The organism is Cupriavidus sp. 05L310 (assembly GCF_056398185.1).
Window position 1 is genome coordinate 37,319 of the sequence record NZ_JBFTOX010000051.1, and the last position, 16,156, is coordinate 53,474.

Genomic DNA, 16,156 nt, shown 5'->3' on the forward strand with positions numbered 1-16,156 from the left:
CTGCTCACTTTTGAGCAGTGCTTTAGAAACAAGGGCTTAGCGGCAAATGGACAGCCTACTTTGGTACAACAACGAAATGCACCGTGCACGGGCCATCTTTTCTGCTCAGGTCGCGCTCGAATCTATACGGGAAATCCGGCCGACGCCATAGCTTTGCTTGCAGAGGGCGCGCCGTGTTGTGGCCACTCTATCTGGCGATAACCGTTAATTCAGGCTGACGGAAAAGGCATCAACGCTTTTAGGTCGAGCACCGCATCAGCTTGCACAACATATCCCAAGTTCATCATCGTATTGATCACTGGGACCTGCATTGAGGTCGGTATCGGACGCGGCTCCAGACGTCCCTCTGCCGGAGCGGTTGGGCCGCCCCAGAGGAAGCCGATCAGCTCTGCACGCGTACCCGGAGCGTTACCTTGCTTTGTCCGGTACCATCCATCTTCGTACAAGAATACCGGCGATCCGCTTGAACCCGGAAAGCACGCAACGTCGATCACAAACTGCCGAAGCCCATTCCAATCCACCAGTGGATGTGACGCTGAAAGTCCGTCCCGGACGATAGGCAAGTTGTGCCGTTCGTTCCATAAGCCGAGTGGGTAGCCTGCCATCAATACCCTCTCAACCGGCCGCATGATCTCTCGCGTCTCGGCGTCGGGCAGCCATGATTCGTCGAGAAACATGTGGCGCAAGTGTCCACGCTGAATGGCATGTTCAATCAATGGCGCACACAATATCGCGCAAAGATCGATCGCCGGATCGGGATGGCGGATTACTCGTTGTTGTAGATCGATGATTTCGTAGACGTGGTGCTGGATGTCCTCTCCCGAACAATCCTCTCTCAAAGTCTCTCGGTTGGACGTCGTCGAGATCGTAGTCTGAAGACGAGTGAAGTCACCAACCACATGCTTGTTGGTCAAAATGACAGGGATCACCGGTGCGTCGGGTGCCTGACGGAACACAAATAGCGATCCGGTTCCAACACTTGAATATGCACCTTGGTCGCCGCAGAGCAGTCGAAGTGTCGAGAGAGCAATCCTGGTGGCCGGACTCAACATGTAGGCTTCTCCAATCAACGGCCAAGGTCGCCCTCAGCACTTTTTATTGATGGCTCGGAGTTGGGAACAAATGCAAAAGGACCTCAAAAGGCCCGTCAGATAAAGCTCTCTGGCGGAGAGAGGGGGCTCCGAACCCTGCATAGGCTATTGATTAGCCTAGGTTGCGCGAGAATATACCAGAACTGCTTGCGTAACCTTGCGCATGCGTCATCCGCTCTTACGCTGATAGCGCCAGGATAATTCAGCGCGTCCGCTAAGGCGATGAGGCGACACCGACTCCCAGCGATCGATTGACCGCTTGTTGGGTGGAGCTGCCATCTGAATGTCTCATTGACGAATCAGCCGAAGGTCCCTTCATGGCCGGTTGCCGCCGTTCGATCCGATGACTGTTCGCGACCCCATCTCGGTCAACTACTGAACCGATCCACATTATCACCACGGTGCGCCGACTGTTTAGTGTGCTCGTTGCACTAGCAAACGAGACCGTCGCCGATGCGACCATTGTGATAGTGCCCGACACGGAGAGGCGTTTCCAGTATGCATCTGCTGTTGTCCGCTAGCCGTCGCTCACTGGGCCGCGCATCCGTCGGCTTCATGGCTTTTCCTATAGCCAATCATTCATGCGCGCCGTCTCTGCTCACGTGGTCACAAGTGCCGTGAGGCACGCCCTTGTTGGCTGATGGGCTTTCAAGGCCGCGCGTGTCGTGCGCGTGCGTATTACCAGAGGTCCAGTCGGCGGTGATCATACCGCCCCATGTAGAACTCGGTCAGGTCGTAGCGCGCCTCCAGCACGTCGCTCCACCACGCCGACACTTGGTCGTCGCCGGAGGTCACCGAAGGCGCAGGGGCTGCATTCCACCCATCCGGCCATGCACGGTGCCAGCCATCGCCGCCCGCCCGGATGTACTTTACGATCTCTCGCAGCGCATCCGTCACCCGCAATTGAACATTCACTGTATGCGCATACAGTGAGCTCAGCGGGTGATCGCCCGCTTGCAGCCCGTTACAGTCGCGCACCAGTTGTTCGAGCAGTGACATCACACTGTCCGGGAAGGCGACTACGCGCCTATAGTCCATCTGTGGCGCGACCTTGCGGAGGCGCGCACAGAAGCTTCTTGTGTTGGACACGGACGTGGGCCACGGAATATTGGCAGCGGGCATCGGATGGAGTGCCACGTTCACCAAGTGCTGATGGGCGTCGTACTGCCACTTCTTCAGCGTGCCGGGTGGGAACCGCGCCGACAGCACGTCCACGAGCGTTGCGCAGCCCATGCAAAGCCACGCACCATTATCGTAGGCCCGAAGTTGCGCCCGGGTCATCGTATGGTCTGGGCGCGGACCACCCTCCGAAGCTGCCGCATCATGCGCTGCGGCGCCAAAATGAACGTATTTTCTCGTGGTGATGTCGAACACGTGTGTGAGCCGATTGCAGCCTGGCCGTACACAGTGGTGATTAGCCGCGCTCGCGAGCGAGTCCTTTACTCCGGGCGTGAAATCGGCTCGCTTATGTCTGGATGTATTCCGCTCCATCACCCACTTTCCCGTTCTCAAAGTCACTCATCTGCCAGGCAGGTAGCCCGGCGCACGCCAGGATGACGGTGGCCAACCGTGGCCAGCCAGCCGGCGCACGCGCGGGAGTCCGACATTGCCTTTTCCGTTCCCTTACAGCTCGCCTCGTGCTTTTGCGCCCCTCAAGATTTCGCGGAACAGCATGCGGGCGACCGAGTGGGCCGGAGATCCCCCGACTTGAGTCGAACTGGAGCCATAGAATGAATTGACCGTAACGACTTTGGAACTAACGGTGTACGTCGCCTCATACGAAACGCCGTCCTCCTCGACCGTGACCGTGCTTGAAATTGCATGCAAAGGGCCTTCATGGGTACCGAAGGTGCCGAGCAAGCCGCTCCAGTTCGGGTGCGCGAATTCGCTCAAGTTTTCGTATAAGCGGTACAAACCGGGAACGGGTAACCGCTTATCTGCCTCTCTAATTGCGTCCAAGACGTGGACGGAAGCGGGGCTTCCTTCGGTCCCGGTGCCTGCCCCAACCACGACCATCGCAACCCGTTTATACAAGGCTGGCACGTCGCCCGATCGTTCGAACGCTTCCAAACTACGCAACAAGAACCCCAGTACCGCGGCCGACTCGAGCATTGATCTCGTGAGAATTGCAGCACTGAGGTGTCGGCCGGCATCGATCAAAGATAGTGCGTCGTCCGCAAGCCCGGATACGCGATGCAGCAAAGACTCCCGCGCAACAAGCATGTAGAACACGGTCTTGTGATCAATGCCCTGACTGACAGCATCCACGGCCTCAGGAAGCGCTGCTTTCAACCTAGCAGCGATATTGCGAGCTTCCTCCAGCGTTGCCGGTTCCGAATGTGCCATTTCGAGTCCCCTATCGTTCGTGGCGGTAATTGTTTACCTGTGCGCGGGCGTCGGCCTGCTTTTCCTATCCCTTGACTTGAATCAGTGGTGCCGGCAACTGCGGACCGTTCTCCGTTACATGAATGGCTTTTCCCGTTAGGCAATCGCGAATAAAGGCGTCACGCAGTACAGGTCCTACAACGCCTATCTTTCGCTCCGCGTCGTATAGGACCAATCTCCACAGTACGTTCTCACCGAAATCAAGGTAAACCTTTGCTTTTGCTTCCGCCCAATTTCTTAACAACTGGCCGCGTCCTAGCCACTGGACTTGGTATGCCAAGGGAGACTGCTGGATCGGCCCGCTCAGCCCCATACGGAAAAAAGAAAGATCCAAGTCTCCACGTAGGCCATCCACGACCCAAATCACCTCTTTATAGAACGCTTCACGCGATCGCATCTCCTCTGGTGCTATCGGGGAATGTTGAAACTCGATGACCAAGCCGAACGGGTTCTTAACGTCTGCAACATGCGTCTCGCTCGTGACAGAGTCCTGATGCACAACCTCCTGCCACTCCGAGGGAAATTTGTCCTTCCAATCGCGATGCCACTGCGTCTCGGATTCGTACCATGGATCACACGGTGGGCGGCCCTTATGAGCCCAGTGCCATACCCTTCACCCTGCCGCATCGAGCGATCATCTCGCTCGCACACAGGGGGTTGACGCATATACCTTTTGCCTTCGGAGTGGCCTCCTGTGAACGAACAATAGAGTTTGACACAATGCACCCAATAAAATCAGACACCTAGCGACGCACGTGATCGCACTCCAGCGAAATAGAGTTTGACACAAACACAACTCAACTCGATTCGGGCAGAGATCTTGCAACAAAAGAGTTTGACACAACCTCTTGGGCATTTCGCGCCACAACGGCAGACACCGAGCGCCCCTACTTGCATAGACACGTCTGATCAGCTGCTTCCCGGCCAGGTCGCGCCCATGTCGGGTGACAGCTCCCGACCCGTGACTCGGCCATTCGACGATGTGAGGCCGAATGGCCGAGTTCGGCCGAGAAGCGGACGTCAGCTTTGCAGAAACGAACGTGGACTTTAAGATGACACTTCGCTCCAATTTGTTGCAACAGGGCGGGGGCGAAGCGGGGCAGGCGTTCGACACGCTGTTCAACAAGCGTAACCACCGTCAACAGCGCGGGCGTAGGCAGGCCGCATCTTCAAGCGAAGAAGCTGGCCGCCGACTCAGGCCACGGATATTCGATTCGCCCGACGAGTGGCTTGGCCTTGCCAAAGCAGCAACACTGCACTAACCAGCGTAAGCACGGCACAGCCCAGGGCCATGAGCCAGAAAGAGTTCCAAAGCAGCGGGGCCAGCACGCCGGCAATCAAGGCCATGCCTGTGTATTGCAAAAGCATCTGGCAAGATGCAGCCAGGCCCGCGTTCTCAGGAAATGGCTGCAGCGCATGGCCGATGAGCAGCGGCATGGACAAGGCAACCATAAAGGCATAAGCGCCCAATGGCACCAGGTGAACCAGCCCGGGTGCGATAAACAGGGCCAAGGCCACATTAAGAAGATTGACTCCCAGAAAGCCGAAGTAGGCCAGGCGCACCGTGCGCTGCGTGCCCCATCGCTGAAGCAGGATTGGCAGGCAGACCAAGCCCGCAATCAGACCCAGCACCATCGGCACATATACAACGTAGACCTCGGTCGCAGGGCGTCCCAGGAGATGGACGACATACTGTGGAGCGGCTGCGACGTACAGGAACATCGCCATCCAGTTGCACGCATGGGCCACGGTCAGGCGCATGAACCAGGCCGAGCCCATCACAACGCGGTAGCCGCGCCACAGCGTGGCGACGCGCATCGGCTGACGGCGGCTATGCGGCAGGGTTTCCGGCAGCAGCCGACGGTAGACCACCAGCATCAGCGCGGCCACCAGGGCAAGGAAGGCAAAGACTGCGCGCCAGCCCCATACGAAGGTCAGCCATCCCCCCAGCATGGGTACTAGGGTGGGGCCCAGGCACTGGACAATGCTGGTCCGCGCGATCATTTTTTGAGCAGCAATGCCGGAATACATATCGCGGATGATTGCGCGGCACAGAATCGTTCCGATGCCGGCTGCCAGGCCTTGCACAGTGCGCAGCACCCAGAGTTCCTCAATGCGCGTTACCTTTAAGCACAGCATCGAAGACAGCAGCAGCACCACCAGCACGAAGCTCAGGGGCCTTCGCCTGCCGTAGGCATCTGAAATGACGCCATGCCACAGGCACATGAAAGCATTGGCGACAAAAAAGAGCGACACCGTTTGCTGCACGGCGGTAGCCGATATGCGCAGGTCCTGCTGAATCGCCGTAAGGGTAGGAAACAGGATGTCAGACCAAAGCGACACCAGAATACCCAGAAGCCCCAGCAAGGGCAGTGCTTGCATGGGGCTCAATGGTGGCTTTGTGTCGGCTATGTGTTGCATAAGTGACGGGGGTAATGAATATGTTTGGGATCCTGACTGCTCATTGTCCGCATTGCTCACCAGACCCCGTGCCGATGGTGGCTGCCAGGCTTGTCCTCGGCTAATCAGGTTCGCTCGAAAACGGCGCGATTCCCCGGCCGCCCCCATCGTAACAAGTGCATACCGACCCTGGACTTGATGCAGCTCATGCCCGGCCGTGACGGCATCTAGCGCCCCTGGTGCCGATCGGATGATTCAATGAGATGCCGAAGCCGGTGAGATTGTCCTGCTGCATTCCGCCGGCTCCATAAGGAAGTCGCGGAAGCGCTCTCGCAACTGATTCTTCAGAATCTTCCCTGTGGCACCCAGCGGGATCTTGTCGATGAAAACCACATCGTCCGGCGTCCACCACTTCGCGATCTTCCCTTCGTAGAAGCCAAGCAACTGCTCGCGGGAAAGCTCGCTTCCTGTTTTCCTGACCACGATGAGCAACGGCCGCTCATCCCACTTCGGGTGGCGCGCTGCGATGCACGCTGCCATGGATACCGCAGGGTGAGCCATGGCTATGTTCTCGAGGTCGATGGAGCCAATCCACTCGCCCCCAGACTTGATGACGTCCTTGCTGCGATCGGTGATTTGCATGAAGCCATCGGCATCGATGGTCGCCACATCGCCGGTCGGGAACCATGCCTGCCCTTCGTGATCCACCTGCAGCGGACCGTCCCCCTCGTTCCTGAAGTAGTCGCGCACCACCCATGGCCCACGCACCCACAAGTCACCGGAAGTCGCGCCGTCCCAGGGCAACTCCATGCCGTCAGCGCCAACGATCTTCATGTCGACGCCAAACACTGCACGGCCTTGCTTGGATTGCACGGCATAACGCTTCTCCTGGGACATCTCAAAGTGCTTGGCCTTCATGCTGCCGACGGTTCCGATCGGGCTCAGTTCAGTCATCCCCCAGGCGTGCAATACCGCTACGCCGTAGGTTTCCTGGAACTTGCGCAACATGGCCGGAGTACAGGCCGCACCACCAATGATGGTGCGTCTCATGCTCGAGAATTGCTGGCCTGTTTCCTCAAGATGGCCAAGCAGGCCTTGCCAGACAGTCGGAACGCCGGCGGAGAGCGTAACCTGCTCGGCTTCGAGCAGTTCATATAGCGACTTGCCGTCCAAGGCCGGTCCGGGGAATACAAGTTTGGCGCCGACCATGCACGCGATGTACGGAAGTCCCCAGGCATTGACATGGAACATCGGCACAACTGGCAGGATCACGTCGCGCGCCGAACAGTTCAGCGCATCAGGCAGCGCGGCCGCATAGGTGTGCAGCAGCGATGAGCGATGGCTGTACAGGGCCCCTTTCGGGTTGCCCGTCGTGCCAGAGGTGTAGCAGAGCGTACTGGCGGCGTCCTCGTCGAGGATCGGCCAAGCGTAGTCGGACGAGCCCTGCTGGACCAAATCTTCATAGCACAGCAGATTGTCAATGCCGGCGTCCTTCGGCATGTGGGCGCGATCGGTCATGGCGACGAACGCCTTGACCGTCTCGCAGCGGCCGGCGACGGCCTTGATCAGCGGCAGGAAGGTCAGGTCGAAAAAGATGTACTGGTCTTCGGCGTGATTCGCGATGTAGGCGACCTGGTCTTCATGCAGGCGAGGGTTGATGGTATGCAGAATGGCACCCATGCCGGAGACGCCGTAGTACAACTCCAGGTGGCGATAGCCATTCCATGCCAGCGTGCCGATCCGATCGGAGGGCTTGACACCGAGGCTGGTCAGCGCGCTGGCCATCTGGCGCGCGCGACGGTGGCAGTCACGGAAGGTGTAGCGATGGATATCGCCCTCCACCCGCCGGGACACGATCTCCGTATCGCCGTGATGGCGGTCGGCATGCACAATGAGTGAGGAGATCAACAACTGCTTTTGCATCATCAAGCCATTCATGGCATCGTTCCGTTCGTAATGTCTGCGATCGGGGAGCGAGCAGATGGCCGTACCCCTCTGTCGGGTTCCGCTTCAAGGCGCGAACCGAGACCGTGTGCGTGTTTCCCCTCTCCTGGGTCTTTGCGACAGGTGACGGCTCTGGCGGCGGGAGAGATCGCGATGCGGAATGAGCTGCGTGCTCGGTGCACGCAGCCATCCTATCGGCGCCTATGTACAGCGATGACTCGGCGTGGTGTCGGAGTCTATCGCCGGACCGTCTGTTGCGCCTTGCGGGCGACGCACGGAATGACACGGGGACCCGAGGGGATTTCGGGCGTCCCCGTGAAATCCAGATCAGTTGAAGGCCGTGAGGTCCTTCGGCTTGATGTCATGCTGCTCGCAATAGGCAAGATAGCGCTGCAGCGCGGTCTTCCAGTTTTCGAGGGCGACGATGTTGTTGTTCTCGTCGAGGAACGCGAGATCGCCGGTCATCTGCACCAGTACGACCATATATCCGTCTCCGCCTTCCGTGACGACTTCAGGCGTGTGGGTGGAGGCGGCGGTCTCGTACACGACGCTGCCGGGCCCGGCGACCCAGTCGTGCTCCTTGTATTTCCACTTGCCTTCGATTGTGTAGACCATGACCGTACCGGTGTGGTGGTGCCTGGGCAATTGCATGTCGAGCGGCGCCTTCATCAGTACGATGATTTCACCCCGGATCGGGTCAAGCTTGAAATACTTCATCAGGACGTTTTCTGCATACGGGGTAAAAGGTACCCACGGCAGCGATTCGCCATCGATGACTGCGGTGTCGACGTGTTCGTAGAGCATAGTTGTCTCCATTGGTTTGCTTATGGTCTTGAGGTCAAAACTTGGTGAACTGACAGGGCTGCCCGTCTCTGATGGGCGGATGCCCTGAATTCACCAGAGGGAACCGCTCGGCTCAGGCCAGCGGGGTGCCCGCGAGGGTGGCGCGCAGCATCTTTCTTGGCGCATTGCCGTAGTCCGCCACTGCGTAGTGCTGAACCTGCAGGTTGTCCCACATGGCAACCGTGTTGGTTCTCCACTTCAGACGTACCTGGTATTCCGGAATCGCGGCCTGAGAGGTCAGATAGTTCATCAGATGATGAGCTTCCGGCATGAAGTCCTGGCCGTAGCGGATGTCCTCGAAGTTGAGGAAATTCGAGAAATGGGTCGTGAGCAACGAGTTGACGAACAACACCTTTTCGCCCGTCTCAGGATGGGTGAGCACCACCGGGTGCTCGACGGCGGGGCTCTTCGCGGCCATCGCGAGACGTTCTTCGATCGGCATCTGGGCGCCAAAGCTGTGCTCGGCACTGTGCTTGGCGTACAGGCCAGCGATCCGTTGCTTGATGGTGTCGGGCAGTTTTGCATAGGCCATCGCCATGTTGGACCACATGGTGTCGCCGCCGGTGTCCGGACCAAGTTCGCAGCGCAACACCGCGCCGCGGGCCGGCACCTTCTTGTAGGTGAGATCGGCATGCCAGGCGTTTTCGCGGCTGGCCTTTTCGACGAAGCCCTTGGGCTTGCTCGGGTCGAGATTGCGGTACAGCATCAGCAGCTTGTCCGCCTCCGGATGGCTCGGAGCGAAGGGATGGGCTTCCAGTTCGCCGAATTGTGCGGCGAAGTTCTGTTGCTCCATCGGCGAGATGTTCTGATCCCGAAAGAACAGGACTTTATGCTTGAGCCATAGCGCCCGGATTTCGGCAATGGCGTCAGGATCCAGCGCGGCATCCGCCAGGCTGATATTGCTGAGATCGGCGCCGATGGCAGGCGTGCAAAGCTCCACCTTGATGGAATGCCGCCGCACCGATGGCCGGATAATGGCCGGTGCCATGGGCTTGGCGTTTGAAGTCGTGTCTTGAGTTACGGCGCTTGCTGTCATTGAATGTTGTCTCCAGTCTGTGCTTGTGCGGCGGCGTGCGTATGCGCGTCCGGCAGATGTAGCTGGCCCCTGTCAACAGGGCAGGGGCATCGTTTCGTCGCTGCCACGGGATTCATAATAGAGAATACGGCCGCAACGCCATAGGCATTGCAGGACAATTTCTAGGCAAATTGGGACACGAGGCCGAACCGCTTAGCTGGAAGCGGGTAGCGACAACGCTCTCGTGCAGTCAGGGCGACAATGCCGGCGATCGTGGCATCGGGTGGGGAACGCCAGGAACGTGTAGGGCGCGGCTGGTTCAGGCAGTGCGGCCGGCCGGATGACGCAGGGGCGCGCGAGCCGGCCCCGAAGCTGCCTGCTTACTTATGTGAGAGCGGTCCGGCTGCCGCCTTGCTCGGCCGGTAGTGGGCGGTCCACTCCGAGGGTGTCTTGCCAAACTGGCCGCGGAACCAGCGCGAAAAATCACTGGCAGAGGCAAAGCCGAGAAGTTCGGCAACTTCATACAGCTTGCGCTTGCTGTTGGCCAGATACTCCTTGGCGAGTTCAGCGCGTACCGCATTGATGATCGTTGCGACACTTTCACCCTCCGCTGCGAGATGCCGGTTCAGGGTGCGTCGATGCATGCCAAGATGCTGGGCAACCCGATCGACGGAACACAGTCCGCTTGGCAGCAGCATCCTGACGATCTGGCGCGCCCGCTGCACCGGCTCGTCGCGCAGGCTGGCCAACTGCACGTCCAGCCATCGCTTCACCTCGCGATTCAGCGTCGGGTCTGCTGCAGGGATGGGCAGATCCAGATCGCGCCCGCAGCAGACGATGGCATTGCATTCCTGGGAAAACTCGATCGCCGTGCCCAGCACGCGCCGGTGCACTGCAAGGCTGGCGGGCCGCTCGTGGGTGAAACTGATCCTTGCCGGCCGGAAGGTATTGCGGGTCAGCATGCGAAACATCCGCAATGCAATACCGGTCGACATTTCGATAGCCTGGCGCCAGGCACCATGACCCTGCATATTCACGCCCACATGCAGCCGAACGACGTCGCCTGCGTCGTCAAGCCGCAATTGCACGCCGGCGTTGTGCAGTCGCATATAGCGGACGCAAGACTGCATGGCTGCGCGCAGCGTTGGCTCTTCGCGGATCGCCAGCGCCAGCATGCCCAGGTTGGCCAGGCTTCTCGTTTCCGCGAGCAACAGTCCGAAGGCCTCCTGGCCAGACAGCCGGGCCGACTCCTCCAGCAGCCATCCCACCGAATCGGCACTAATCATCACATTCGGATCGTCGAGGACCTTGGCCGGCAGCTTGGCCATGCGCAGCATACGAAAGGGATCAAGCCCCACGGAGCGCGCCACGTGCTCATAGTCGGTAAGGCTGGCACTTCGCGTCAGGGTATTCATGTACCTGTCCCAATTTCACAAGGTTATGTCCTGACAAGGTTAGCGCAGATCAGCCTATCAGGACTACCTTAGAGGCCGAGATCTTGAAAAGATGGAGGTAGACAATGGACGCAAGCGCTGTAACGCACATCGGACGGACGGAGGCCGCATTCAGGCAAGTGGACGCCGACGACCCCGAAGCATTTAACCACTGCTTTGCCGACGTCAACGGCATACGCATGCATTACATCGACGAGGGGCGGGGCCCCCTCGTCATTCTGCTGCATGGCTTTCCCTACCTGTGGTACATGTGGCGGCGTCAGATCCCGGCGTTGGCCGCGGCCGGCTTTCGGGTCGTCGTCCCCGATCAACGGGGATTTGGGCAAACCGATCGGCCAGATGCCATTGAAGCCTACGACATGAGTCAGGCAGTCGGCGACATGGTTGGCTTGATGGCGGCCCTGGGTGAAACGTCCGCGGTGATCATCGGACACGACCTGGGCGCATGGGTGGCTCAGGCGGCGGCCATGCTGCGGCCCGACCTGTTCCGCGGCCTCGTGATGCTGAATACGCCGGTGCCACCGCGCGGCAAGGTCAGACCGACCGTCGGCTTGCGGGAAATGGCAAAAGGCAGGGTGTATCACCACCTGTACTTCCAACAGATCGGCAAGCCGGATCGCGAGTTGGCCTGCGATCCGGGCAAGACCTTGCGCAGCATCTTCTACTCGGTTTCCGGCAGCGCCGTCGGCGCCGAACGCTGGCGCCTGTTCGTCGAACCCGGTGAGCCCATTCTCAACGCCTTCACTGAGCCGAAGGAGTTCCCGTCGTGGTTGAGCGCACGGGCAATCGACTACTACGTCGATGAATACACGCGCACAGGCTTTACCGGTGCCCTGAACTACTACCGCTGCCGCGACCGGAACTGGGAAATCACGGCGTTCCTGGACGGCGCGGTGGTGCGCCAGCCTAGCCTGTTCATCGGTGGCGCTGCCGATCCTTCCCTCGAACCGGTCGAAATCCGCGGTCTCTACGATCGCCTCGAGGCCTACCTACCCGGACTGCAGAAGAAGGTGATGCTCCCCGGCGTGGGCCATGCCGCGGCAGAAGAACGCGTTGATCAAGTCAACGAATTGCTGCTGGAATTTCTCGGGCAGTTCGGGGGTTAGCGTCCACGTGGTTCGGCTGCGACGTTCGGACCGGACGTCCAGCGACATGGCGGCTTGAGCAGAGGGCAAGTTTCACTTTCCCTGAGAGCCCGCGTAGGGTGAATCTAGCGGCTATGGTAGAGCCAGGCGTTCGCCGCCGCGGACACCAGAAGCAAAGAGAAAGCTGCGCACTGATGATATTAGCAGCAGCAAAGATTGGAGACAAAACTGTGGCACTGACTATTCAAGAAACTGCATGCTCTGACGGTGCGCAGCCGCGATCCATTCGCGGCTATGCATGGGTCATTTTTGCGCTGACATTCGGACTGCTTTTGTCCGACTATATGTCGCGGCAGGTGCTCAACGCCGTCTTTCCGCAAATAAAGGCGGAGTGGGGTCTGTCCGACACTCAGCTCGGGGCGCTCAGCGGCATTGTCTCGCTGGCTGTTGGCATCCTGGCGTTCCCACTCTCGCTTGCGGCCGACCGATGGGGTCGTGTACGCAGCGTGACCACCATGGCGGCGATCTGGAGCATCGCGACCTTGCTCTGCGGCTTGTCGCCCAACTATTACACGTTGCTATCAGCGCGCTTTCTGGTCGGTGTCGGCGAAGCCGCTTACGCCAGCGTTGGCGTGGCCATCCTCATCAGCATGTTTCCGCCCCGGTACACCTCCACGGTAGCTGGTGCATTTATGGCCGGCAGCATGGTCGGCTCGGTAATGGGGATCGGGCTCGGCGGTTCACTGGCAAGCCAGTTCGGCTGGCGGAGTGCGTTCGTTGGCATGGCGATCTTTGGCATCGTGCTGACCCTGCTCTATATGATCGTGGCCAAGTCGTCGCGGATCGAAGGGGAGCAAGGTCAATCAACCGGCAGTGGACAAACCGAATCGCTAGCCACCGTCCGCGTCAGGCATGTGCTGAGGGACCTGTTCTCCTCCCCGGTGTTGATCTGCGTCTATATCGGCAGCGGGCTGCAGCTATTCATCAATGGTGGCCTGCTTGCCTGGCTGCCGAGCTTCCTGAATCGCGTCTATGACATGCCACTGAGCCGGGCGGGCGGCGTCGCCGCGGTCTTTGTCCTTTGCGGCGCATGTGGCATGCCCTTGTGCGGCGCACTGTCCGATCGCCTGGGACGTGGTTCGCCACGACGGAAAATCCTCTTGGCGATCAGCTATAACCTGGCCTGCGGAGCATTGCTGTTCGCGGCATTTCAGTTGCCTGCCGGTTCCGCTCAACTTACGCTCATCGCATCGGCGATGTTCTTCAGCGCTGGCATTATTGGCCCGACCGGCGCGATGGTTGCGAATCTGACGCCCAAGGCGATTCACAGTACCGCCATGGCAACGCTTGCCTTAGCCTACAACATTCTTGGGCTGGCGCCAGGTTCCTTTGTGACGGGAGCATTGGCCGACCGACTGGGTCTGGCGTCCGCTTTGCAACTATTGCCACTCGCCAGTGTCGCGTCCGCTGTCGTCTTGCTGATTGGCGTGCGTCATCTGCGTGGAGAGCGATGACACAAGGCTGCGGACATTCCTATTGACGCTTGGCAGTTTCAGGACAACGGTAATAGTCGTCACCATGAAAAGTGGTGATCCAGTTACGTTCAAAGAAGCTGGATTTCCGCTTTCCCGGGAATGACGGTGGCTATTCAGTGCCGTCTACAAATCTGCAAGCCTCAATACACGTCCATCCAGTCCCGCGCTCTGAACTTTCCGGCAGCAATTTCCTGCGACGTCCCGCCTCATGACCGGGCAAGCAGGAAACATCAAATGCCGCATCTGTACGATCTCCTCGCTGTTACCCACGTGGAGCCTGATCTTGACGTCCGGGTTGGTCTACCGTGAAGGCCGCCAGCATCGACGGCAACAAATTAATGAGTTTTCAATATGAAGCGGCTACCTCATGGTGCCCTGACCGGCAACGCAATCGCGTCCGCGTATTGAAATGCAGTGCAAATGGAGACCGAAAATGTCGCTGGAATTGCTGGTGCTCACCCTGGACGACGTACTCATCCGCGCGGACGAATCGCGCAAGGCCGGCGCTTGCGCAGCATCGCGAGATCGCGCCCCCCTAATCCGCTGGCATGAGGATGCCTGCACCGAAGCGCGCGCCGGCCAGTCAATGGAAATCCGCAGCCAGGCATTGCAGCTCATGCGAAGCGCGGAGCTGGATGGCGTGCGGCTGGCGCTTGCCGCGCCTATCTCTTCGCGCAAGCTGCGCGTCCTGCTCGATGGCGCCATCGGGCCTAACTGGATGGATCGCTTTGCGGTCATCGCCACGGCGGATGCGCTGTTACCCCGGGAAACCGAGATCGAGCTCTACCGGCTGATCCTGCACACTGCCAATGTGCCGGCGCACCGCGCTTTGCTGGTCGGGGCCACGCAGAGCAGCCTGCGCGCCGCCCAAGCCGTCGGCATGCACACCGCCGCTGTTCGGCCAGCCTATGACGATGCGCCGCGCCAGACAGGCGGATCGACCGTGCTGTGCGGCTCCCCTGATGCCGTCTGGCCAGACTTTCACGCGCTGGAATGCAGCGTGACCGGCCAGCGGCAACCCGATGCGCACGCTGCAACAAGACAACAACCCCGGAGGTTCGCATGAGAGCCATTGTGATCGTGGGCGGCGGCGCCGCCGGACTGCAGCTAGCCACCCGTCTCGCCAGGCGGCTAGGCAAGCGAGGGCACGCCGAGATCGTGCTGGTCGACCGCAGCCCCACGCACCTGTGGAAGCCTCTGCTGCATGAAGTGGCCGCGGGCAGGCTCGAGCCCGTGGTGCACCATACGCCTTTCGCGCTGCAGGCCGAGCGCCACGGGTTCCGCTACGTGCAGGGCGACCTGCAGGCGGTGGATCGCATCAACCGAACCATCTCTGTGGCACCTATTGGCACAGGCCATGGCGAGGACGGACAGATCCAGTCCATCGGCTACGACAAGCTGGTGCTGGCTGTAGGCGGCGTGACGCAGTATTTCGGTGTGCCCGGCGCGCGTGAACACGCCCTGACGCTGGACAGTGTGAGCAGCGCGGAGCAGGTGCGCGACCGTGTGTTCACCGCCTTGCGCCGCAGGACCGCGCAGACCGATGCCCAGCCGCACGCGCCCACGGAAACGGTCCGCGTAGCCATTGTCGGAGCGGGCGCGACCGGCGTGCAGCTCGCTGCGCAGTTGCGCCGCACCTCCAACGTGCTTAATCGCTATGGCGTCCATCGACTTGACCCGATGACCGGTGTGGACATTTGCCTGATCGAGGCCTCCTCCGCAGTTCTCCCCGGTCTGGGAACCCGGATCGCGGATCGCGTCGGCGAGCAGCTCGCGCGGCTGAACATCCGCGTCGATTGCAGCGCCCGCGTGACCTCCGTGAGCGGAAGCGGTCTGACCATCGCCGGCCAGCCGCCGATGCAGGCGGACGTGGTGGTGTGGGCGGCCGGCATAGCCGCGCCGAGCATGCTGGCCAGCTTTGGGCTGCCAGTCAATGCCAAAGGGCAGATCCGCGTGCTGCCCAACCTGCAGAGCGTCGAGGACGAGCATGTCTACGCGATCGGCGACTGCGCCAGTTGCCGGCCCCAGGAGCTAGATGCCGAGCTCCCTACGCGTGCGCAGGTTGCGTATCAGCAAGCGCTGTATCTTTCGCAGGCGTTACCACGGCGCTTGGCCGGCAAGCACACGGCGGGGTTCCGCTATCGCGACTATGGCTCGCTGGTCTCCTTGGCTGGAAGCAGCGCCATCGCCAACCTGGCGGCACCGGGCAAGGACAGTGGCTGGCATGTCGAGGGCAGGTTCGCCGCCCTGCTACACCACGCCTTCTACCGTCGGCACGTGCTCGCCATCCACGGCTGGGGACGCGCGCTAGGCGTGACGCTGGCCCAGGGGCTGGAACGCTTGCTGGCTGCCGGGACGCGGCTGCATTGAGCGTCGCGCCATCCGGGCCGAATCGGCCCGGCCC

13 protein-coding genes are annotated in these 16,156 nt (G+C 60.2%); 4 read left to right on the forward strand and 9 right to left on the reverse strand.

The window, feature by feature from the left end:
• Positions 1-209: 209 nt before the first annotated feature.
• The 9 genes from AC1DS6_RS30640 to AC1DS6_RS30680 all read right to left on the reverse strand — a co-directional run bounded on the left by AC1DS6_RS30640 (position 210) and on the right by AC1DS6_RS30680 (position 11,093).
• Positions 210-1,052 carry a trypsin-like peptidase domain-containing protein gene (locus AC1DS6_RS30640; RefSeq protein WP_477103817.1) on the reverse strand — a complete coding sequence of 281 codons (843 nt, stop codon included), beginning with the start codon at positions 1,050-1,052 and terminating at the stop codon, positions 210-212.
• Between the two features lie 717 nt (positions 1,053-1,769).
• Entirely contained in the window at positions 1,770-2,465 is a 696-nt protein-coding gene (locus tag AC1DS6_RS30645) for a hypothetical protein (protein WP_477103818.1), read from the reverse strand.
• A gap of 249 nt (positions 2,466-2,714) precedes the next feature.
• A complete protein-coding gene (locus AC1DS6_RS30650; RefSeq protein ID WP_477103819.1) occupies positions 2,715-3,437 on the reverse strand; it encodes a hypothetical protein in 723 nt (240 codons plus the stop codon).
• Between the two features lie 64 nt (positions 3,438-3,501).
• Positions 3,502-3,873, reverse strand: coding sequence for a hypothetical protein (locus AC1DS6_RS30655; RefSeq protein ID WP_477103820.1), 372 nt, complete (start codon positions 3,871-3,873; stop codon positions 3,502-3,504).
• A gap of 797 nt (positions 3,874-4,670) precedes the next feature.
• Complete coding sequence (locus AC1DS6_RS30660; protein WP_477103821.1) at positions 4,671-5,858, reverse strand: MFS transporter; 1,188 nt, start codon at positions 5,856-5,858, stop codon at positions 4,671-4,673.
• Positions 5,859-6,131: 273 nt separating this feature from the next.
• Positions 6,132-7,814, reverse strand: coding sequence for a 3-(methylthio)propionyl-CoA ligase (locus AC1DS6_RS30665; RefSeq protein ID WP_477103822.1), 1,683 nt, complete (start codon positions 7,812-7,814; stop codon positions 6,132-6,134).
• Between the two features lie 333 nt (positions 7,815-8,147).
• Positions 8,148-8,624 carry a 2,4'-dihydroxyacetophenone dioxygenase family protein gene (locus tag AC1DS6_RS30670; protein WP_477103823.1) on the reverse strand — a complete coding sequence of 159 codons (477 nt, stop codon included), beginning with the start codon at positions 8,622-8,624 and terminating at the stop codon, positions 8,148-8,150.
• 112 nt (positions 8,625-8,736) lie between these two features.
• On the reverse strand, positions 8,737-9,651 hold the full coding sequence (locus tag AC1DS6_RS30675; RefSeq protein WP_477103824.1) for a TauD/TfdA dioxygenase family protein: 915 nt from the start codon (positions 9,649-9,651) through the stop codon (positions 8,737-8,739).
• Positions 9,652-10,058: 407 nt separating this feature from the next.
• Positions 10,059-11,093 carry an AraC family transcriptional regulator gene (locus AC1DS6_RS30680; protein WP_477103825.1) on the reverse strand — a complete coding sequence of 345 codons (1,035 nt, stop codon included), beginning with the start codon at positions 11,091-11,093 and terminating at the stop codon, positions 10,059-10,061.
• A 104-nt stretch (positions 11,094-11,197) separates the two neighbouring features.
• On the opposite strand from AC1DS6_RS30680, the gene AC1DS6_RS30685 reads away from it, so the two are divergent.
• From AC1DS6_RS30685 to AC1DS6_RS30700, 4 genes are all read left to right on the forward strand, one after another.
• Positions 11,198-12,238 carry an alpha/beta fold hydrolase gene (locus AC1DS6_RS30685; protein WP_477103826.1) on the forward strand — a complete coding sequence of 347 codons (1,041 nt, stop codon included), beginning with the start codon at positions 11,198-11,200 and terminating at the stop codon, positions 12,236-12,238.
• A 209-nt stretch (positions 12,239-12,447) separates the two neighbouring features.
• On the forward strand, positions 12,448-13,731 hold the full coding sequence (locus AC1DS6_RS30690; protein WP_477103827.1) for an MFS transporter: 1,284 nt from the start codon (positions 12,448-12,450) through the stop codon (positions 13,729-13,731).
• Positions 13,732-14,185: 454 nt separating this feature from the next.
• Complete coding sequence (locus AC1DS6_RS30695; RefSeq protein ID WP_477103828.1) at positions 14,186-14,818, forward strand: HAD family hydrolase; 633 nt, start codon at positions 14,186-14,188, stop codon at positions 14,816-14,818.
• Complete coding sequence (locus AC1DS6_RS30700) at positions 14,815-16,122, forward strand: NAD(P)/FAD-dependent oxidoreductase (RefSeq protein ID WP_477103829.1); 1,308 nt, start codon at positions 14,815-14,817, stop codon at positions 16,120-16,122. The genes AC1DS6_RS30695 and AC1DS6_RS30700 overlap by 4 nt, the downstream gene beginning before the upstream one ends.
• Positions 16,123-16,156: the final 34 nt, after the last annotated feature.